This window comes from Telluria sp. AIW5 (assembly GCF_056680575.1).
The window spans coordinates 2,868,701-2,887,737 of the sequence record NZ_CM155289.1 but is presented as its reverse complement, the minus strand read 5'-3'; the positions used below and the strand labels follow the sequence as shown (position 1 = coordinate 2,887,737).

The window sequence follows — 19,037 nt, the reverse complement described above, 5'->3', positions numbered from 1 at the left end:
GCGATTACTCGTCGTTCTTGGTCTTCAGGACTTTGCGACCACGGTAAAAGCCGTTCGGGCTGATGTGGTGACGCAGGTGGGTTTCGCCGGTCACAGGCTCGACTGCCAGGTTAGGGGCAACCAGGAAATCGTGCGAACGGTGCATACCGCGCTTCGATGGGGACTTCTTATTCTGCTGAACTGCCATGATGACTCCTAATACTAAAGTTCGAAAATTCTAACACAATCGATTTGCAAAAACATGCACATCGAGTATCCCACCGGAAATCTCACGATTGCCGGCATGTTTAAAACGCTGCCCTGACATACTCGACTGTGCACGCGTCTGACTACAACTGCCTTACTACAAATTGCTTATTCGGATTTCAGGTTTTTCAAGCCGGCGAACGGCGATACCTTTTCAGACTTCAGGGTGTCGAGCAGCGTGGTGCTCGGACATACCTCGTGTTTCGGCGACTGCGGCAGTGCCAGCAGCGCTTCGTCCTCGAGCAGCTCGCGGATATCGGCAGCGTGGCTGCCGACGATCACGTCGATGCTTTCATCGTCGAGGACTTCTTCCATCCCGTCCGCCTCTTCGTCGTCGCGTCCCAGCACCAGCTGGGTCGACGAATCGATGTGGTAGTCGAACGGGGCCAGGCAACGCTGGCATACCAGCTGGACCGTGCCGGCCACCGACAAGGTCATGGTCGGATAGCCCTGCGGCGTCGTGCCGCCCTGGATCGACCAGCTGATCTCGCCGCTGGCGTTGGCGCAGTCGGCGGCGAGGCGGTTCATTTCCGTTAGCGGGGTCACCCCTTCGCGATAGCCGTTGGTGCGGCAAAATTCAAAGGCGTCGATGACAAAAGCGCTCATTGCAGAAAACGTCCCCGGAAAACCTGCGATAATAACAGGCTTATCCTCGCGCAGTCAAAGACTTGCGCGTTTTTTTGGCCCCGGCGGCGCCATCTGCGCATCATGTGTTGCTGAGCGCCACGGCCCGGCGGCCTGCGATGAGGCATCCATCGGCTCTGCTTGCCGCAGGGACGCATTCATCGGCTTTTCTTATACATTGATCGTTTGAGCGCGCACATGATACCAAGTTCTGCCACGCCGCGCCTGATTTTGGCGTCGAGTTCCAGCTACCGCCGCGAATTGCTGGGGCGCCTGCACCTGCCTTTCGAGGCAATTGCGCCGCATATCGACGAGACGCCCCTGGACAATGAGGCGCCAGAAGCCACCGCCCTGCGCCTGGCGCGCGCCAAGGCCGGGGCGCTCGCGCGCGCGCATCCGGGCGCGCTCGTGATCGGCTCCGACCAGGTGGCGACGCTCGATGGCGAGCAGATCGGCAAACCGGGCGACCACGCGCGGGCGCTGGCCCAATTGCAAAAGATGCGCGGGCGCGAAGTCGTGTTCCATACGGCGCTGTGCCTGTGGGACAGCCGGGCGTCCAGCCCGGTTGAAACCGTCCAGGTGGAAAACATCCAGGTCTTCGTGCGTTTCCGCGACCTCCCCGACGCCGAGCTCGACGCCTACCTGCGCATCGAGCAGCCCTACGATTGCGCCGGCAGCGCCAAGAACGAGGGCCTGGGCATCGCCCTGCTCGAACGCATCGACTCCTCCGACCCGACCGCCCTTACCGGCCTGCCCCTGATCGCCCTGACGAGCATGCTGCGCCGTCTAGGGGTGGCCTTCTTCGGCGCCTAACCTTTTTTTGATCAATCCATGCCTGGCACGCTCTACCTGATTCCAAACACCCTTGGCCCCACCGACGCCGCACCCGGCGCCCTGTCCCACGTCCTGCCCGGCCAGGTGCAGGCGATCACCTCAACGCTCGGCTATTTCGTCGCCGAAAATGCGAAGACCGCCCGTGCCTTCCTGAAGCTGGTTGCGATCGACCATCCGCTGGCAAAACCCCTGCAGGAAATCCGCATCGCCGAACTGAACGTCAACACCCCCGCCGCTGCGCTGACGCAATTGCTCGAACCGCTGCTGGCGGGCGAAGATGCCGGACTGGTCTCGGAAGCCGGCGTGCCGGCCGTCGCCGATCCGGGCGCCGACCTGGTCCGCCTGGCGCACCAGCACGGCGTGACAGTGCGCCCGCTGGTGGGGCCGTCGTCCCTGCTGCTGGCCGTCATGGCAAGCGGCCTGAACGGCCAGAGCTTCGCCTTCAACGGCTACCTGCCGACCGATGCCGTCGCGCGTACCAAGCGCATTCGCGAGCTGGAAGCGCGTTCGCGTCTTGAAAAGCAGACGCAATTGCTGATCGAGACACCGTATCGCAACGGGCAGATGTTAGAGGCGCTGGTGACGAGCTGCCAGCCGGGGACGCTGGTGTGCGTGGCGACGGATTTGTCGCTGGCTTCGGAATCGGTGCGCACGCAGACCGCAGCCAAGTGGAAAGCGCAGCTGGCGGGCGGGAAGATGCCGGACTTTCACAAGAAGCCGACGGTGTTTTTGTTTTTGGGGTCGTAGGGTGGGCGCCCCGTGCCCACGCGGAACTATGCATATACGGAACGGTTATCGCGCGGCGTCAGACTCGTAGGGCGGCACCCCGTGCCCATCGGCACATTGCCAACGTAACGCCGGTTTTCGCGTGGGCACGGGGCGCCCACCCTACGTCATCGCAACCGGAAAAATCGTATCAACCCGCGTCGTGGACGAGCTCGCTCACCCAGTCGAAGGCGGCCAGCTCGATCTCGCGCACCTGCTTCGAAGTCAGTCCAAGGCGGCGCAGCGCGGCGGTGAACTGGGCGCCGGTGTCGGCCTTTTCAAGGCGCTCGACCACATCGAGCATGGCGCCGAGGTCGCCTGCCCGTTCGAGCAGCGCGAGGCGCACATCCATCGCCAGCTCGACATTGTCCAGGATGTCGGCCATCGGCATCGAAAACAGGGCGTCGGCCAGCGACATGATGCCGACCGTAAAGGCGCGCTCGGCGCCGGTGACGTTGTCGGGGCGCACTTGCAGCGACATCAGCTCGAGCAGCTTGCCGCGCGTGGTGGCCAGCTGCAGCAGCGGCGAATTGAGCTCGACCGTGCTGTCAGGCGCGGCAAACATGAGGATCTGCAGCCAGCGGCGCAATTGCTTGCGGCCGAGCCGGGCGAGCGCCTCGGCGATCGACTCGATGCGGCCCTCGGGCCCGGCGGCGCGGCTGTTCACCAGGCGCAGCAGGTTCAGGCTGATCAGCGCGTCGCGCTTGACGGCGGTCTCGATCGTCGCGTTGTCGGCATCGGAATTGATCAGCTGGAGCAGGTGCAGGATCACCAGCTCGGACGGCGTGATCTTGCGTCCGCTGAGGATCACGGGACGCGCAAAATAATAGCCCTGGAAGTAGTCGAAGCCGAGCTCCTGGCACAGGCGAAATTCCTGCTGGGTCTCGACCTTTTCGGCCAGCAGCTTCTTGCCGCTCTTGCGCAGCGACGCGCACAAGTGGCCCAGCGCCTCGGGCGCCACGCCCTGCAAGTCGATTTTGACCACATCGACCAGGCCGACCAGCTGCTCGACCTCCTCGCTGTGGTTGATGACGTCGTCGAGCGCGAACTTGAAGCCAAGCTCTTTCAGCTCGGCCACGCGGGCCAGCAACGGCTCGGTCGGCTTGACGGTTTCGAGAATTTCGAGGATAACCTTATTCGGCGGCAGGAAACGCACATAGTCGGCCATCAGGACGTCGTGATCGACGTTGACGAAGGCCAGCTTGTTGCCGACCACCTGCTCGAGGCCGAGCTGGGAAGCATGCGAAATGACCGCCGCGGTGGCGGCGGCGCCGTTCGTCAGGCGTGCGTCCTCGTGCTCGCCCGCTGCGCGAAAAAGCAGCTCGTAAGCAACCAGACGCTGGTCGCGCCCCAGTATGGGCTGGCGCGCCAGGAAAAATTCGTCGGACAGCATCGTCGTCGATACCGCCCTTACTTCGGCAAGCATGTGAAACTCCTGAAAACCCCTGCTGCACGGCAGGCGTGGCAAGGCGCGCGCATCGGTGCGCACCTACGACGACTATACACCATCGCGCCAATCTTTACATTTTTACATCGAAACGGACGCGCTGCCGCGTTGCGCAAATGACCCGGATTGCCCGGGAACAGGCGTCCGGTGCCTTGAACGCGGGGCCGCCTGGCCCCGCCAGCGGACTTCAGCCCCGCTTGCGCGACCGGGCTGGTCCGGTGCCCGCAGCCGCGGACGGGCGCCCTGGCGTCGGCCGTCCGCTGCTTGCGCCCTGCGGCCGCGCGCTACCGGTTTTCGGCCGCTCGTCCGCATAGCGCGCACGCGGCGCCTTGGCCGGCGCATTGGCCACGCCGCGTGCCGGATCGGAGCGTTCATCCGCGCGCCCTCCCTCGGGACGCGAAAAACGCTTGGCGCGTTCGGTGGCGCCGACCTTGCTGGCGGCGGCGCCATCCGGACGCCTGGCATCGCCTGGCGCGGCCTCGGGACGCGGAACTGCAGCCTGGCCCGGCAGGCGCAGGCTGCCCGTGCCCGACAGCGGGCTGGCGCGGCGTGCATTGCCGATCGGCTGGCGCGCGCTGCCGCCGGCGCCCACCCGTCCTGCGGCCGCGCCCGTGACTTGCGTGCCGCGTTCGATGACGAAGCTTGCGCCCGCATCCTTGCCCAGCACCTTGACCAGGTAGGGCATCACTTCGCGCAGCAGCGGCTCGAGCGTGTACGGCGGGTTCAGGATGAACATGCCGCTGCTGTGCAGGCCGAAGCCGTCGGGGCCGGGCGTCGACACGGTCAGGGTGACGTTCAGCCACTCCTTGGCCGGCAGGCGTTTCAGGCGGTCGGCGAACTGGCGCGATTCCATGCGCTGCAGCACCGGATACCAGACGGCGAAGATGCCGCTCGGGAAGCGCCCGAGGGCATCTTCCAGCGCATCCTTCACTTTGCGGTAATCGTCCTTCATCTCATAGGGCGGGTCGATCAGCACCAGCGCGCGGCGCGATGGCGGCGGCAACAAGGCCTTCATGCTGAGGAAACCGTCGCCGCGCTCGATCATCACGCGCTTGCCGCGCGAACGCTCGCCCTGCTCCGCCTTGTGCGCTTCGGCCTTGCGGAAATTGTCCGCCAAAATCTTGCTGTCGGCCGGATGCAGCTCGAACAGGCGCAGGCGGTCGTCGGGCCGCGTCATCAGGTCGGCCACCCAGGGCGAACCCGGGTAGTAGCGCATCTTGCCGCTCGGGTTCATGCCCTTCACCAAGGTGACGTACTCGGCCAGGGCCGGCGGCAGGTCGGTGCGGCTCCACAGCGGGCCGATACCCGTGTCGAACTCGGCATTCTTGGACGCGAAGCTACTGTCGAGCGCATACACGCCGGCGCCCGAGTGGGTGTCGATATAGGTGTAGGCAGTGTCCTTCTGGTTCATGTACTCGTGCAGTTGCACCTGAACGAAATGCTTGAGGACGTCGGCGTGGTTACCCGCGTGGAAGGCGTGGCGGTAGCTCAACATAAGGGGGAGTTCCAATCAAATAAGTCAATGCGGCGGCCGCGCGAAGCGGCGCAATTGTCGACATTATCCACCACAACCGCACCGACCCGAAAATAATCGCCTTCAAACGAAAAAAGCCGCAGCGGGTTCGCTGCGGCTCTTGCCGTCGCATGCCGCCCCGGCCGGAGCCGGATGCGCCTTGCGAAGCGGGCCGTCTGCCCGAGGATATCAGGCGACTTTTTTCTCGTCGAAGAACTGCTCGTCCTCGGTCGAGCCGTGCAGTGCGGTGGTCGAGCTCTGGTTCTGCTGGATGGTCTGGGTCACGGCGTCGAAATAGCCGGTACCGACTTCGCGCTGGTGTTTGACTGCCGTGAAGCCCTTCTCGGCGGCGGCGAATTCGGCCTCCTGCAGTTCGACGAAGGCCGACATCTGGCGCCGTGCATAGCCGTGGGCGAGATTGAACATGCCGTAGTTCAGGGCGTGGAAGCCGGCCAGGGTGATGAACTGGAATTTATAGCCCATCGCGCCGAGTTCTTTCTGGAATTTGGCAATCGTCGCGTCGTCCAGGTTTTTCTTCCAGTTGAACGAAGGCGAGCAGTTATAGGCGAGCAGCTTGCCCGGGAATTTGGCATGGACGGCATCGGCGAACTTCTTCGCGAACTCGAGGTCCGGCTTGCCGGTCTCACACCAGACCAGGTCCGCGTACGGCGCATACGCCAGCGCCCGGGAAATCGCCTGGTCCAGGCCATTTCGCACTTTATAGAAACCTTCGACCGTGCGCTCGCCCGTGCAGAATGCCTGGTCGTTGGGATCGACGTCCGAGGTCAGCAGGTCGGCCGCTTCGGCATCGGTACGGGCGATCACCAGGGTCGGGGTACCCATCACGTCGGCGGCGAGGCGCGCGGCGGTGAGCTTCTCGACAGCTTCGCGCGACGGCACCAGCACCTTGCCGCCCATGTGGCCGCATTTCTTGACCGAGGCCAGCTGGTCTTCGAAGTGCACGCCGGCGGCGCCCGCCTCGATCATCGACTTCATCAGCTCGAAGGCGTTCAGCACGCCGCCGAAACCGGCTTCGGCGTCGGCCACGATCGGCGCGAAATAATCGATGTCGTCCTTGCCTTCGGACCACTGGATCTGGTCGGCGCGCTGGAAGGTGTTATTGATGCGCCGCACGACCATCGGCACCGAATTGGCCGGATACAGGGACTGGTCCGGGTACATTTCGCCGGCCAGGTTGGCGTCGCCGGCAACTTGCCAGCCTGACAGATAGATGGCCTTCAGGCCGGCCTTTACCTGCTGCATTGCCTGGTTGCCGGTCAGCGCACCCAGGGTGTTGACGAAGGGCTCGTTGTTGAGCAGGTGCCAGAGCTTCTCGGCGCCGCGCTTGGCCAGCGTGTGCTCGATCTGGAGCGAACCGCGCAGGCGTACCACGTCTTCGGCAGTGTAATTGCGCACGACACCTTTCCAGCGTGGGTTGGTGTCCCAGTCGTTTTGCAAGGCTGCGATCTGTTGTTCACGAGTTGGCATTTGATTCTCCTGAGAGTGAGGTAGATAGCTGAGTTCGGCCAAGTTGCAAAGTAATCCGTTGGATAAATCATAGCCCAGGTTGCGCAGCGCACAATCACTCTTATATAAGACATCTGATTATTTTTTTACTGCGAATAATCAGACACTTGCGCTGGTCATTCCATGATACGGAAAGCAATTTCTCAGCATGAAAGCCCTTTTCCGCCCCTGTCTGTTGCGGCTTTTCACGCAATGGTGCCAGCGTTTCACATGATGAAATATCGACGTGGGCGCACCCCCCATTCTTCCAAACCAGCCCTGCGTGAGCTTGCGCAAAATTGCCTGGCCGCTAGTCTTGCGCTTCGCATCAGGAATTTGTTGCCCGAAACCGCCAACGACGGCAGCTCGCGCTGCCGATCGCAACGTATCCGGACATAAAAAATGCGGGCCGCGGCCCGCACTCTTGACAACCTTCGTCAGGCCGCTCAGGCCTTGTGCGGCAACGGTGCCCTTCCCTTGCCCCCGGCACCCACGGCGGTTGCAATCGCGAGCGTCTGGAACAGGGCGACGCCAATGAACAGTCCCGCAGGATGCCCGCCATCCATCAGCGCGCCGAACAGCACCGGCCCGACGGCCATGCCGCTGTCCAGGCCCGAATACACGACGCCGAACACGCGTCCAGTGGCATTCGGCGGCGACGCGGCGCGGATCAGCAGGTCGCGCGAGGGTGCGGCGATGCCGCTCGACCATCCGATCGCGCCCATCACCAGCACCACCAGTTGCCCGGGCACGACCGCGGACGCCAGCAGCAAGGCGAGTGCCGCCGCGAACAGGAAGGCGATCGCGATGGTCCGGTCGTGGTTGTGCACGCGCGCGGCCAGGAAGCCGCCGGCCACCATGCCGGCCGCCGAGGACAGCATGTAGGTGGTGTAGGCCGTGGCCGCCGTCGCCAGCGAGATGTTGTACAGGGAGGTCAGGCTGGTCGACGAGAATGCCTGGATCCCGCCCAGCGCCACCGAGGTGAGGAAGAAGAAGCCGAAGCACATCCAGACCGCAGGCAGGCGCAGGAAGTCCAGGGAGCCGCCCGCCTTCTGCGCCGCCGTCTGCACGGGAATATTGGTTCCCAACACTTTGCGGTTCAGGAACAGGGTCAGCAGCATGACGGCGGGAATGATGGATGCCGACAGCAGCGCCATGCGCCAGCTCGAGAGCGTGGCGACGGCCGCCAGGAACAGCGGCGCGGCCGCCCAGCCGATGTTGCCGGAAATGCCGTGCACCGAAAAGGCGTAGGGCAGGCGTTCTTTCGAGACGTTCTGGTTCAGCAGCGTGTAGCCGGCCGGGTGGAACACCGCATTGCCGCAACCGGCGATCAGCGAGCCGAGCAGCAGCACCGCGTAATTCGGCGCGCCGGCCAGCACCAGCGCCGCCCCGCCCAGCAGCGCGTGCCCGGCAAACAGCACCCGGCGCGCGCCGACGCGGTCGACCAGGAAGCCGGACAAGGCCTGGCCGACGCCTGAGACGACGAAAAACACGCTCATCAACAGGCCGAGTTCGGAGTACGAGAGGGTGAAGGCCGTCTTCAGCCAGGGAAACAGCCCCGCCAGGATCAGGTGATAGAAGTGGGATACCCCGTGCGAGACGCCGACCAGGCCGATCACGCGCGCATCCTGGCGCAGGCTTGTTGTGCTCATGGTTGTTATTTATCAGAAGCGAAAGGAATCAGTGTAGTCAAAACCGAACGGTTTTGCTGGCTGGCGGGCGTTTGACGGGCCTGTGCTTACGCATGCTTGCAACAACCGTGGGGTGGGTTCTCGAGCCCACGCAGTCGTACAGTTGCGTGCCGCACAGTTGCCAGAGACGATACGGTACGCACGGGTACGGACGCGTGGGCATGCCCACCCTACCTTACGCAACGGCCAACGAAAAAAGGGGTGCATCGCTGCACCCCTCCCTGTTCCGATAAAAACCGCTTACTTCGCCAGCTCCACCGGCTGCTGCTCCCCGAACACAAGCTGCCCGGCCCGCACCCGCACGGCAATCGTGTCCTTCGGCCCGAAGCGGCCCGACAGGATCGCTTTCGACAGCGGATTTTCGATCTGCTGCTGGATCGCACGCTTCAGCGGACGGGCGCCGTAGACCGGGTCGAAGCCGGCCTCCGCGATCTTCTGCAGCGCTTCGTCGTCGAGGTCGAGCGTCATCTCCATCTTCGCAAGGCGCTCTTCCAGGCTGCGCAACTGGATCTTGGCGATCGCACCGATGTTCTTCTCGTCGAGCGCGTGGAAGACCACGATGTCGTCGATGCGGTTGATGAACTCCGGACGGAAATGCCCGCGCACCTCGGCCATCACCGCCATCTTCACCACCGCCGGCTCGTCCGTGTCCATCGACTGGATCTTGTGCGACCCCAGGTTCGAGGTCATGACGATCACCGTGTTCTTGAAGTCCACCGTCCGGCCCTGGCCGTCGGTCATGCGGCCGTCGTCCAATACCTGCAGCAGCACGTTGAAGACGTCCGGGTGCGCCTTCTCGATCTCGTCGAGCAGGATCACGCTGTACGGTTTACGGCGCACGGCCTCCGTGAGATAACCGCCCTCTTCATAGCCGACATAGCCCGGCGGCGCGCCGATCAGGCGGGCGACCGAATGCTTCTCCATGAATTCGCTCATGTCGATGCGGATCATCGACTCCTCGGTATCGAAGAGGAAGGAAGCCAGTGCCTTGCACAGTTCCGTCTTGCCGACGCCGGTCGGGCCGAGGAACATGAAGGAGCCGTACGGACGGTTCGGGTCCGACAGGCCGGCGCGCGAACGGCGGATCGCGTCCGATACCGCCTCGATCGCCTCGTCCTGGCCGACCACGCGCTCGTGCAGCTTTTCCTCGATGTGCAGCAGCTTGTCGCGCTCGCCCTGCATCATGCGCGAGACGGGAATGCCGGTCGCGCGCGAGACCACCTCGGCGATTTCTTCGGCACCGACCTGGGTGCGCAGCAGCTTCGGTTTCTCGGCCTCGCCGTCATCACGGCTCGCCGCTTCCTCTGCGTGTTTCAGTTGCGCTTCCAGCTCCGGCAGGCGCCCATACTGCAGCTCCGAGACCTGCTGCCAGTTCGACTGGCGCTTGGCTTCCTCCATCTGGTGGCGGAGGCGCTCGATCTCTTCCTTGATGTGGGTGGTGCCCTGGACCGCCGCCTTTTCCGCCTTCAGGATTTCTTCGAAGTCGTTGTACTCGCGCTCGAGGCGGGCGATTTCCTCGCCGATCAGTTCCAGGCGGCGCAGCGAGGCCTCGTCGGTCTCCTTCTTGACCGCTTCGCGTTCGATCTTCAGCTGGATCAGGCGCCGCTCGAGTTTGTCCATGACTTCCGGCTTGGAGTCGATCTCGATCTTGATCTTCGAGGCCGCCTCGTCGATCAGGTCGATCGCCTTGTCGGGCAGGAAGCGGTCGCTGATGTAGCGGTGCGAGAGCTCGGCCGCGGCGATGATCGCTGCGTCGGTGATCTCGACCTTGTGGTGCAACTCGTATTTTTCCTGCAGCCCGCGCAGGATGGCGATCGTCGCCTCCACGCTCGGCTCGTCGACGATGATTTTCTGGAAGCGGCGCTCGAGCGCGGCGTCCTTCTCGACATATTTGCGGTACTCGTCGAGCGTGGTCGCGCCGACGCAGTGCAGCTCGCCGCGCGCCAGTGCCGGTTTGAGCATGTTACCGGCGTCCATCGCGCCCTCGGCCTTGCCGGCGCCGACCATGGTGTGGATCTCGTCGATGAAGACGATGGTCTGGCCCTCGTCCTGCGCCAGTTCCTTCAATACGCTTTTCAGCCGCTCTTCGAATTCGCCGCGGTATTTGGCGCCCGCCAGCAGGGCCGCCATGTCGAGCGAGAGCACCCGCTTGCCCTTGAGCGAATCGGGCACTTCGCCGTTCACGATGCGCTGGGCCAGGCCTTCGACGATCGCCGTCTTGCCGACGCCTGGTTCACCGATCAGCACCGGATTGTTCTTGGTACGGCGCTGCAGCACCTGGATCGCGCGGCGGATCTCGTCGTCGCGGCCGATCACCGGGTCAAGTTTGCCCATGCGGGCGCGTTCGGTCAGGTCGAGCGTGTATTTTTTGAGCGCCTCGCGCTGGCCTTCGGCGTCCTGCGAGTTGACGTTCTCGCCGCCGCGCACGGCGGAAATGGCCGATTCCAGCGACTTGCGGGCAAGGCCGTGCTCGCGCGCCAGGCGTCCGGCGTCGGATTTATCCTCGGTCAGCGCCAGCAGGACCATCTCGGACGAGAGGAACTGGTCGCCGCGCTTTTGCGATTCGCGGTCGGCCAGGTTGAGCAGCGCGACGAGTTCGCGCCCGGCCTGGGTTTCGCCGCCGGTGCCGGACACTTTCGGCAGGCGCTCGAGGCCGCTTTTCAGGGCGCTCGTCAGCGCGCCGACATTCACGCCGGCGCGCTGCAGCAGCGAACGGGCGCCGCCGTCGTCCTGGTTCAGCAGGGCGACGAGCAGGTGGACCGGATCGATGTACTGGTTGTCGTTGCCGACCGCCAGGCTCTGGGCATCCGCCAGCGCTTCCTGGAGCTTGGTCGTCAATTTGTCTTGCCGCATGGTATTGCTCCCTAGTGTTTATCAGTTGGGAACAACATAGGGGCCGGCGCGTGTTTTTCAAGATGCGCAAAGCCTGAGCGGCAAGAGTTTTGGTGGATGGCTCAGGCGTGGTCGGGATTCAGTGCGGGCTGGACAGTGCTGCCCGTACCCAGGTCGCGTACGTTTTTCTGCACCGCGACCACGGCGAACAGGCTCAACACGAAGGACATCGCATGGAAACCCTTCTCGCTGCGCTCGAGACCGGCGTTCCACAGGCCGACGGTGAGCAGCAGCACGGAGGCGATCAGGGAGATCCAGCAGAGGCCGACGTAAAGATTGGTCACGGCGACGCCTTCGCTGCGGTCGCGCACCGTCTTTTGCAGCGAGATGGCGGCGAACAGGCCGTAGAGCAGCAGGGTCAGGTAATAGCCCTTCTCGTTGAGTTGCATGTGGGCGTTCCACAGGCCGATCAGGTAGGCGGCGGCGCCGATCAATAGTGCGCCCCAGGAGGCGCCGATGAAGGCAGCGGTTGGTCGTTGCATGGTGGTCATGACTGGCTCCGGTGTTTGTCCAGCGGAAACTCTGCCATGACCCGGTGGTGTTACATTGACGCAAAGCAAGACTCGTAGGGTGGGCCGGGCCGCGATCGGACTCGTGCCCACGCGGAATGCGGCCGCCGGTAGTCGAAAAGGCTTTGCAGTTGCGGAACCGGTGTACCGCGTGGACTCAAGAGTCCACCCTACGATTAACGAAGCGCATACACCGTGGGCATCGCGGGCGGATTATCCCCGTAATGCGCGCCAGGTGGCGAAGCCCGCCACGCACAGCAGGATCGAGCCGCCCAGGTGCAGCAGCGTGTGCGCCAGCGCCCAGCCGTAGGCGCCGCGCTGCATCAGCGCGACCGACTCGCCGGAAAAACTGGAAAACGTCGTCAGCCCGCCCAGGAAACCGGTGACGACGAACAGCCGCCATTCGGGACTCAGGTGCGGATAGGCGCTGAAAAAGCCCAGCGCGATGCCGATCAGGTAGCCGCCGACCAGGTTGGCCGCCAGCGTCCCGGCCTGCACATGGGCGTGCACGTTGGTCAGCCACATGCCCAGTCCCCAGCGCAGCCAGGCGCCGATCGCAGCGCCGGCGCCGACCGCAAGCCAGCTCAAGCCCGCGGTCAAGCCACTACCCACTTGGCTTTTGCGCTGTCGTCGGTGATGCGGGCGTCGACCCAGCGCGCACCCTCCGGCGTCTGCTCCTTCTTCCAGAACGGGGCGTCGGTTTTGAGGTAATCGATGATGAATTCGCAGGCGGCGAAGGCTTCGCCGCGGTGCGCCGCGCTCACCGCCACCAGCACGATCTGCTCCAGCGGCGCCAGCGGCCCGACGCGGTGGATCACCAGCGCGTTGTAGAGTGGCCAGCGCGCTTGCGCCTGCGCGACGATTTCTTCCAGCGCGCGCTCGGTCATGCCGGGATAGTGTTCCAGCTCCATCTCCGAGACCGCTGCGCCGTCGTTCATGTCGCGCACCGTGCCGACGAAGCTGACGACCGCACCGACGCGCGCGTCATCCTGGCGCAGGCGCGCCAGTTCCTGGCCGAGGTCGAAGTCTCCGGCCTGCACCCTGACCGTACCCACTGCGTTGCTCATTTGCCCTCGCGCGCCGTGCGCATCAGGAGCTGCTCGATCCGCAGCGCCGTGCGTTCGTCGACCAGGGCCGGCAGCGCGCACAGCGCGTGCAAAGCCGTGTGACGTCCGGCCGGTTTGTTACCCGCCTTGAGCGTCGACTGCAGGGCTTCGACCTGCAATTTCAGGCGGTCGCGCGCGAACTCGGCGCCGCTGTCGATCCCGGCCGCGACTTCCTGGCGCAGCAATTCGGCCAGCAAGGTCGGACGGTTGGCCTCGAGCAGGCGCGCATAGCCGTCGCGGTCCGAGTCAAGCGCGTTCAAGGCCGCCTCGAAACGGGCGTCGAGCACCGGATCATATTCAGGGCCGGCGGCCAGCAAGGCGGCCCAGCGCGCGTGCCAGTCGGCGGCGGATATGTGCTGGCCGGGCTGGACCAATGAATCCTCGAGCTCCTGGCAGGCGCGCAGCTTGTCGCGCAGGGCGCCGGCCAGCGCCAGGCCGGCGGCGCGGCGCGACAGGTCGGCGTGGTGCTGCACCTTGGCGATGGCCTCGTGATAACGCTTCTCGACCCGCGCTTCATGGGCGCGCGGCACGGGGCCGATCGCATGCCATTCGGCGGCGGCTTCGCGCAGCAGCTTCGGCGCGCTGGCGGCCGTGGCCTCCGGCGCGGCCGCTTCGAGGCGCGCGCTGATCGCTTCCTTGACCGCCTCGTGGGCGCGACGCTCGGCATCGAGCGCGTGCGCGGTTTCCTTGCGCCGCGCAAACAGGTCGTCGCAGGCGGCGCGGAAACGCTGCCACAGCGCCTGCTCGGCCTTGCGCTCGAGCGGCAGCGCGCGTGCATGCTCCTGCCAGCGCGCCTGGATGTCGCGCAGGTGGTCCACCGCGTGGCGGTCGTGCGGATCGATCGCCAGCACTTCGTCGATCAGTTCCTCGCGCCCGGCCACTTCCATCTTGCGCTGCTCTTCCAGCGGACCTTGCAAGGTCGTGAGCGCAGCGCCGAATTGCTGGTCGAGGCGTTTCTTGTCCTTGCGGTCGATCGCGCCCAGGTGGCTCCAGGCGAGGCGCAGGCGCTGGACGGTGCCGGCGACATGCTTCCAGTCGGCTTCCCCGGATTCCAGGCGCGCGATCTCGGCATTGGCCTCGAGCACGATCGCTTCGCCGCGCGCCGCGTTCGTATGGCGCTCATCGGCCAGGTGGCGGAAGTGGGCCGCCGCCGGCGCGTAGGCCTGCGTGCAGGCATGGTCGAAGCGTTCCCACAGGCTTTTCGGCGCAGCACCGGACAGGCTGTCGAGCGCCTTCCAGCGTTCGCGCATGCTGCCGACCTTCTTCGCCAGTTCCGCCATCGGCAGGCTTTGGGTCGGCAAGCCTTCGACGGTCTTGATCAGTTCTTCGCGCGAGACATTGCCGCCCCAGCGCGCCCAGTCCGACAGGCGCTTCAGTTCGGCGCGCAGGTGGGCCAGGCGGTCGGCCTGCTGGCTGGTCAGGCGCATGCCCTTGCCCTTGCTGTCCTTCAGCAACTTGTCGAGTTCGGCCGCGTGGGCGAGCGAGCCCTGCTGCAGGGCCGCTTCCAGCGCGTCCATGTTGTCCAGGAATGCCTGGTCGGCGCCCTTGGGCGGTTTTGGCGGACGCGGGGTGCCGCCCTCGCCCGCCTCGCTGCCTGCGGGCGCAGCCTGGGTGCCGGGAGCGCCGTCGGCGGCAGCCTCGCGTACCTCGCGCGCCTTGCGCACCGGCTGCGGCAGGCTTGCCAGCAAGGCGTCGAAGCGCGCCTGCATTGCATTGCCCGCGGCGCCTTCCGGCAGCGGCGGCAGCTTGTGCCAGGACTTGCGCAGGGGGTCGGCAGCCAGTTCGGCGACGGGTTGCGCCTCCCATTCGGCCAGCGCGGCTTCGCGTGCGGCCAGCGCCGCCTGCGATTGTTCGAGCGTGGCGAGCGCCCCGGAGAGGCGTGCATGTTCGGACGCGAATTCCGCCACCAGGGCGCGTGGCAGCGACGCGAATTCCGGCGCGGCCAGCGCCGCGGCCTGCTCGGCCATCATCTGTTCCAGGCTGGCGGCCATCCCGGCGGCGTCGAGGCCCGCCGTTTCCAGTCGGCGCAAGGCGCCGAGGCGATCGATCATGGCGCGCTGCAACTGCACCTGCGCTTCGAGGCGGGCGCCGAGCTGGGCACGCACGGGCGTGAATGCGTCGGCCAGTTCAGGGGCAGCGATCACCGCCCATTTACGGTCGAGATCGGCCACCTGGTTCGGGGTCAGGTGGGCGTCGGCCAGCAAGGCGCGCGCCTGGTCCAGCGTGGCCTGGCCACGGACCAGTTCGGCATCGTGGTGGCGGATCGCATCCAGGCGCGACTGCATCAGCTTGGCGACGCGGCGATCGAGGTTGCGCATGGCCCCATGTACGCGCTCGAGCGCGGCGCGGCTGTGCACCAGCTCGGCGGCGGTGAGGCGCAGTTCGGAAAACTCGCACTGGAGGATGAAGTCCACGGCGCGCGATTCATCGCCGTCCAGGGCTTTCAGCTGCGCGGCCTGCTGCTCGCGTGCGGCCGAGCCGGCGCGTGCGGCGGCTGCGCCCTCGGTGGCAGCACGCCCCTTCGGCGCGCCGTCCGGCGCCCCGGCCCCGGCTGGCGTCCGGGCGGACTTGCCCGGCGCGTCCGCTTGCGCGCCGCGTCCGTTGCCCGTCTTGTCGCCCTGACGCTTGAATAGGAATTCGAACATGATGAAATCGCGCTTCCAAAACCCCCATCATAGCAAAGAACGATGACGGTTTTTTCTGGCGTCCGCGGCCGCGGGCCGCCTGCGGCCCTTAGTGCACCTGGGAGACCGGCGGACCATGCCGATGAGCATGCTCGGCACGAAGGGGACGGCTGGACGGCACGGCCCGCCCGCGGTGTTCTGCGCGGTAGGCGTCATAGGCCAGCATCTGGTTCGCCACCGCAAACCAGGCCTCGCCGGCGATGACCCCGCGCGCGATCGGGAACAGTTCGCGCTCTTCGCGGTCGAAGCGCAGCGCGAGCGCCATGCAGAAACGCTCGACCGCCATGCAAAAGCCGTCGACGCCGTCCTCGTCGTCGATGCTGCTTGCGGCGAGGCGGCAGGCGGCGCCGAGGGCTTCGGCCGCGCTGCGGCTGAGCATGTCGAGCTCGCACAGCAGCGGCTCGGCGCCGGCGCTGGTCCGGCGCAGCGCCGGCAGCAGGAAACGGTCGAGCTTGCGTCCCTGGCAGCTTTCGTAGAGCCGGCGCAGGGTATCGCACACGTAGTCGGCCTGCCCCCCGGTCAGGGCGCTCTGGCGGGCGTAGCTTTTCTGGACGAGCTGCTGCACGGCATGCAAGTTGACCCGCATATTGGTCTGTTCTACGGAAAGCGCAACGAGGGTGTAGGTCGCGGTAAGCATTCGGTCTCCTCTCGGCGTCGTCAACGCATGCGCATGCTCCGCAGGGGAACACGGCTTGGCTGGACATTGGTTTTGGACAGGCTGGGCGGATGCTTTTTCTTCTCTTGAGCCTGAAAGAACTAGTAGTTTAAGGAGCAACTGCCGTGCGAGTTTGATCTGGATCAAACTCGGCCAAGCCCGCTGAGCGCCGCCTGTCAACTGGCCCGGGCATCATGCGTTGCGGCCTCATTGCGGCTTCCGTGGCTTTCGCGCAAGCTTCGTTGGCTTGCACCACCTGTTGCGACAAGCCGCTACCAGCGCGCCCGATAATCCTCGGCCAGCCCAGCCAGTCCCGTCACCGCGCGGCGCGGCGCATCCGGCGCCGCCCTCACCCAGCCGTCGAAACGGCCCACATGCTGGCGCATGCGGCTGCTCGCCAGCAGCAATTGCTTGTCGTCGTGGCGGGTACCTTCGGGCGTGAAGCGCAGGTCAAGCAGGCCGTCATCCGTGTGCAAGGTCCAGCAGCCGTCGAGCCCGACCGTCACCGCGACCGGCCCGAGCGGGACCAGGGCGCCGTCCACCCAGAGTGCATTTTCGGCGTCGCCGAAGTAGCCGCTTTGCAGGTTGAAGCCGAGCCGGTCGCCATGGGCCGAGATCCAGCGCCAGGCCGTGCGGCGCCCGAGCAGGCCGTTCGAGAAATCGTAGCTGGCCACGCCGCCGTCGAGGGCGTAGCGGCGCCCGCCCGCTTCCAGCTGCCCGGACAGCGCCAGGCCGGGCGACTTCTGGGTGCTGTGCACGCTGCCCCCGTCCAGGGCGGGGCCGATCGCGAGCAGGCGCGGGCCTTCTCCCGCATAGGCGGCGTCGATCCGGAAGCGTCCGGCGCGCAGGCGCAGCAGGTGGCCGTGCGCCCCTGCTGCTTCGATGGCGACCTGCCGGCCCGGCAGCGTGAAACGCGCACCCGCGGCCACGGTGGCGCCGACCGAGGCTGTGATGCCTGGGATGCCGAGCGGAGAAAAGGCGGCAACAACCCGGCGCGTGGCGCGGTCGAACACATAGGCAAAGGCGGTATTGCTCCAGCCGATGTCGACGATCGCCACCCCGCAGAACACCTCATCCGTAACGAGGGCGACGAAATGCCAGCGTTTGTGATGCAGGCGCCGCCATAGCGCAGGGCGCGCATGGGGCGCGGCCAGCCTGGCCCAGTCTGGCGCGCCGGCCAGCCCCTGGTAGCGGCCGCAGCGCGGCAGCCCATCCGGGCCGACGGCGTCCGCCGGGGCCGGCGGCAGGTTCATGCCGCCTCGCCCATCGTAGCGCCGCCGAGCAATTCGGCGAGGCGCGCCTGCAAATATGCCGGCTCGCTGCGCACGAGATGCACCCGCGCGCAGCCATGCCAGCGCGCGCAGCGCTGCAGGGCCAGCGCCACGTCGCGCAGCAGCGCCTCGCTCTCGCGCAGGCCCGGCTCGAAGAACAGCGCTTTCACTTCGAACAGCCCGTCGCGCCGGTGCGCCTTGGCGTCGATGCGGGCAACCAAGGCGCCGCGGCGCAGCACCGGCAACGTGAAATAGCCGTAGCGGCGCCGGGCGGCCGGCGTGTAGCACTCGAGGCGGTAGTCGAAACCGAACAATTCCAGCGCGCGGCGCCGGTCCCAGACCACCGGGTCGAAGGGCGACAGGATGGTCGTCAGGGTCGGCGCAAGGTCCCCGCTCGCGGCTAGCCGGGCCAGGTCGAGATGGTCGGGGTGGATGTAGACCGGGTCGTCCCAGCCGGCCACGCGGGCGCGCAGCAGCAGGCCTTCATCGACCAGTTGATCGGGGTCGACATGCGGGCGCCGCGTGCGGTGGTAGTCCGGAATCCAGGCGCCGCGTGCCAGGCCCAGCGCCTTGACCGTCCGCAGCGCGAAGGTACGGCGCACGTCGGGCAGCGCCGGCAGCTGCGTATCGTCCAATTCCGGGTGCACGCGTTCGGCCAGGTCGTAGACGCGCTGGAAATTGTGGCGGCGCGCGATCATCAGCGCGCCGGAGGTGAACAGGACTTCGAGCGAGCGCTTCTCGGGCTTCCACTCCCACCAGCCTTCCGCCTTGGCGCCCACCTTGCCGTCGCTGCGTTCGAAATCGGACGAGCGCACCGGACCGTTCGTGCGGATATGCGCCAGCAGCGCCGCCACCTCGCCCGCCCGTTCGCGCATCCATGTCGCGGAATATTTCCAGCCCATGCCACTGGGGTCGAGCATGCGATGGCGGTACAGGCCATAATCTTCGCGCGGGATGAAGCAGGCTTCGTGGGCCCAGTACTCGAATAACTTTCCTTCGACCAACAACTCGTCGAGCCATTCGGCCGGGTAGTCGCCCAGCCGGCTCCACAGCACCAGGTAGGGACTGCGCGCCACGACGTTGATGGTGTCGATTTGCAACACGCCCATGCGGCGAATGGCGTCCAGCACATCGTCCTTGCCGGCCTTGCGCCGGCGCGGCGTCAACAGGCCCTGGGCCGCGAGGTGCAGTGCGCGCGCACCGTTGATCGATAAGGTAATGTTACTCATGTAAATATTCTAATGAGGTTTCGGCATCCGGCGCGTGGCTGGCCGGAATTTTTTTGAACCTGCGG

At 65.8% G+C, this 19,037-nt stretch carries 16 protein-coding genes; 2 read left to right on the top strand and 14 right to left on the bottom strand.

The window, feature by feature from the left end; genetic code table 11:
• Window positions 1-4: 4 nt before the first annotated feature.
• Together rpmF and AC1MEM_RS12730 are read right to left on the bottom strand one after the other, a co-directional pair.
• Entirely contained in the window at window positions 5-187 is a 183-nt protein-coding gene (gene rpmF / locus AC1MEM_RS12735; protein WP_055936259.1) for a 50S ribosomal protein L32, read from the bottom strand.
• Window positions 188-354: 167 nt separating this feature from the next.
• Entirely contained in the window at window positions 355-852 is a 498-nt protein-coding gene (locus tag AC1MEM_RS12730; protein ID WP_499470891.1) for a YceD family protein, read from the bottom strand.
• 216 nt (window positions 853-1,068) lie between these two features.
• Between AC1MEM_RS12730 and AC1MEM_RS12725 the strand changes: the two genes are divergently transcribed.
• Window positions 1,069-1,683 (top strand): Maf-like protein, encoded by a 615-nt coding sequence (locus AC1MEM_RS12725; RefSeq protein WP_499470889.1) that lies wholly within the window; start codon window positions 1,069-1,071, stop codon window positions 1,681-1,683.
• A gap of 18 nt (window positions 1,684-1,701) precedes the next feature.
• Window positions 1,702-2,451, top strand: a complete 750-nt coding sequence (locus tag AC1MEM_RS12720; protein ID WP_499470887.1) for an SAM-dependent methyltransferase — start codon at window positions 1,702-1,704, stop codon at window positions 2,449-2,451.
• Between the two features lie 169 nt (window positions 2,452-2,620).
• Here AC1MEM_RS12720 and AC1MEM_RS12715 read toward each other — a convergent pair whose 3' ends face one another.
• The 12 genes from AC1MEM_RS12715 to AC1MEM_RS12660 all read right to left on the bottom strand — a co-directional run bounded on the left by AC1MEM_RS12715 (window position 2,621) and on the right by AC1MEM_RS12660 (window position 18,972).
• On the bottom strand, window positions 2,621-3,895 hold the full coding sequence (locus AC1MEM_RS12715; RefSeq protein WP_499470885.1) for an EAL and HDOD domain-containing protein: 1,275 nt from the start codon (window positions 3,893-3,895) through the stop codon (window positions 2,621-2,623).
• A gap of 208 nt (window positions 3,896-4,103) precedes the next feature.
• Complete coding sequence (locus AC1MEM_RS12710; RefSeq protein WP_499470884.1) at window positions 4,104-5,411, bottom strand: 23S rRNA (adenine(2030)-N(6))-methyltransferase RlmJ; 1,308 nt, start codon at window positions 5,409-5,411, stop codon at window positions 4,104-4,106.
• Between the two features lie 207 nt (window positions 5,412-5,618).
• Window positions 5,619-6,917, bottom strand: coding sequence for an isocitrate lyase (gene aceA, locus AC1MEM_RS12705; protein WP_499470882.1), 1,299 nt, complete (start codon window positions 6,915-6,917; stop codon window positions 5,619-5,621).
• A gap of 464 nt (window positions 6,918-7,381) precedes the next feature.
• Window positions 7,382-8,587, bottom strand: a complete 1,206-nt coding sequence (locus AC1MEM_RS12700) for an MFS transporter (protein ID WP_499470880.1) — start codon at window positions 8,585-8,587, stop codon at window positions 7,382-7,384.
• Between the two features lie 279 nt (window positions 8,588-8,866).
• Window positions 8,867-11,479 (bottom strand): ATP-dependent chaperone ClpB, encoded by a 2,613-nt coding sequence (gene clpB, locus AC1MEM_RS12695; RefSeq protein WP_499470878.1) that lies wholly within the window; start codon window positions 11,477-11,479, stop codon window positions 8,867-8,869.
• 101 nt (window positions 11,480-11,580) lie between these two features.
• Window positions 11,581-12,009 (bottom strand): inner membrane protein YiaA, encoded by a 429-nt coding sequence (yiaA, locus tag AC1MEM_RS12690; RefSeq protein ID WP_499470876.1) that lies wholly within the window; start codon window positions 12,007-12,009, stop codon window positions 11,581-11,583.
• Window positions 12,010-12,240: 231 nt separating this feature from the next.
• Window positions 12,241-12,615: a fluoride efflux transporter CrcB gene (gene crcB, locus AC1MEM_RS12685; RefSeq protein WP_499470874.1), complete on the bottom strand. Its 375-nt coding sequence runs from the start codon at window positions 12,613-12,615 to the stop codon at window positions 12,241-12,243.
• Between the two features lie 8 nt (window positions 12,616-12,623).
• Window positions 12,624-13,094 (bottom strand): molybdopterin synthase catalytic subunit MoaE, encoded by a 471-nt coding sequence (moaE, locus tag AC1MEM_RS12680; RefSeq protein WP_499470872.1) that lies wholly within the window; start codon window positions 13,092-13,094, stop codon window positions 12,624-12,626.
• On the bottom strand, window positions 13,091-15,778 hold the full coding sequence (locus AC1MEM_RS12675; RefSeq protein WP_499470870.1) for a DUF349 domain-containing protein: 2,688 nt from the start codon (window positions 15,776-15,778) through the stop codon (window positions 13,091-13,093). The genes moaE and AC1MEM_RS12675 overlap by 4 nt, the downstream gene beginning before the upstream one ends.
• 88 nt (window positions 15,779-15,866) lie before the next feature.
• The gene (locus AC1MEM_RS12670; protein ID WP_499470868.1) at window positions 15,867-16,454 is read right to left on the bottom strand and encodes a hypothetical protein; all 588 of its coding nucleotides are present in this window, start codon (window positions 16,452-16,454) and stop codon (window positions 15,867-15,869) included.
• A 290-nt stretch (window positions 16,455-16,744) separates the two neighbouring features.
• Window positions 16,745-17,725: a DUF2804 domain-containing protein gene (locus AC1MEM_RS12665; RefSeq protein WP_499470866.1), complete on the bottom strand. Its 981-nt coding sequence runs from the start codon at window positions 17,723-17,725 to the stop codon at window positions 16,745-16,747.
• Window positions 17,722-18,972, bottom strand: a complete 1,251-nt coding sequence (locus tag AC1MEM_RS12660) for a winged helix-turn-helix domain-containing protein (protein WP_499470864.1) — start codon at window positions 18,970-18,972, stop codon at window positions 17,722-17,724. Before AC1MEM_RS12660 ends, AC1MEM_RS12665 begins: the two co-directional genes overlap by 4 nt.
• Between the last annotated feature and the right edge of the window lie 65 nt (window positions 18,973-19,037).

Bases quoted from the DNA above. Each gene is read 5' to 3' on its own strand.
- rpmF (WP_055936259.1), bottom strand. From the start codon at position 187: ATGGCAGTTCAGCAGAATAAGAAGTCCCCATCGAAGCGCGGTATGCAC.
- AC1MEM_RS12730 (WP_499470891.1), bottom strand. From the start codon at position 852: ATGAGCGCTTTTGTCATCGACGCCTTTGAATTTTGCCGCACCAACGGC.
- AC1MEM_RS12725 (WP_499470889.1), top strand. From the start codon at position 1,069: ATGATACCAAGTTCTGCCACGCCGCGCCTGATTTTGGCGTCGAGTTCC.
- AC1MEM_RS12720 (WP_499470887.1), top strand. From the start codon at position 1,702: ATGCCTGGCACGCTCTACCTGATTCCAAACACCCTTGGCCCCACCGAC.
- AC1MEM_RS12715 (WP_499470885.1), bottom strand. From the start codon at position 3,895: ATGCTTGCCGAAGTAAGGGCGGTATCGACGACGATGCTGTCCGACGAA.
- AC1MEM_RS12710 (WP_499470884.1), bottom strand. From the start codon at position 5,411: ATGTTGAGCTACCGCCACGCCTTCCACGCGGGTAACCACGCCGACGTC.
- aceA (WP_499470882.1), bottom strand. From the start codon at position 6,917: ATGCCAACTCGTGAACAACAGATCGCAGCCTTGCAAAACGACTGGGAC.
- AC1MEM_RS12700 (WP_499470880.1), bottom strand. From the start codon at position 8,587: ATGAGCACAACAAGCCTGCGCCAGGATGCGCGCGTGATCGGCCTGGTC.
- clpB (WP_499470878.1), bottom strand. From the start codon at position 11,479: ATGCGGCAAGACAAATTGACGACCAAGCTCCAGGAAGCGCTGGCGGAT.
- yiaA (WP_499470876.1), bottom strand. From the start codon at position 12,009: ATGACCACCATGCAACGACCAACCGCTGCCTTCATCGGCGCCTCCTGG.
- moaE (WP_499470872.1), bottom strand. From the start codon at position 13,094: ATGAGCAACGCAGTGGGTACGGTCAGGGTGCAGGCCGGAGACTTCGAC.
- AC1MEM_RS12675 (WP_499470870.1), bottom strand. From the start codon at position 15,778: ATGTTCGAATTCCTATTCAAGCGTCAGGGCGACAAGACGGGCAACGGA.
- AC1MEM_RS12670 (WP_499470868.1), bottom strand. From the start codon at position 16,454: ATGCTTACCGCGACCTACACCCTCGTTGCGCTTTCCGTAGAACAGACC.
- AC1MEM_RS12665 (WP_499470866.1), bottom strand. From the start codon at position 17,725: ATGAACCTGCCGCCGGCCCCGGCGGACGCCGTCGGCCCGGATGGGCTG.
- AC1MEM_RS12660 (WP_499470864.1), bottom strand. From the start codon at position 18,972: ATGAGTAACATTACCTTATCGATCAACGGTGCGCGCGCACTGCACCTC.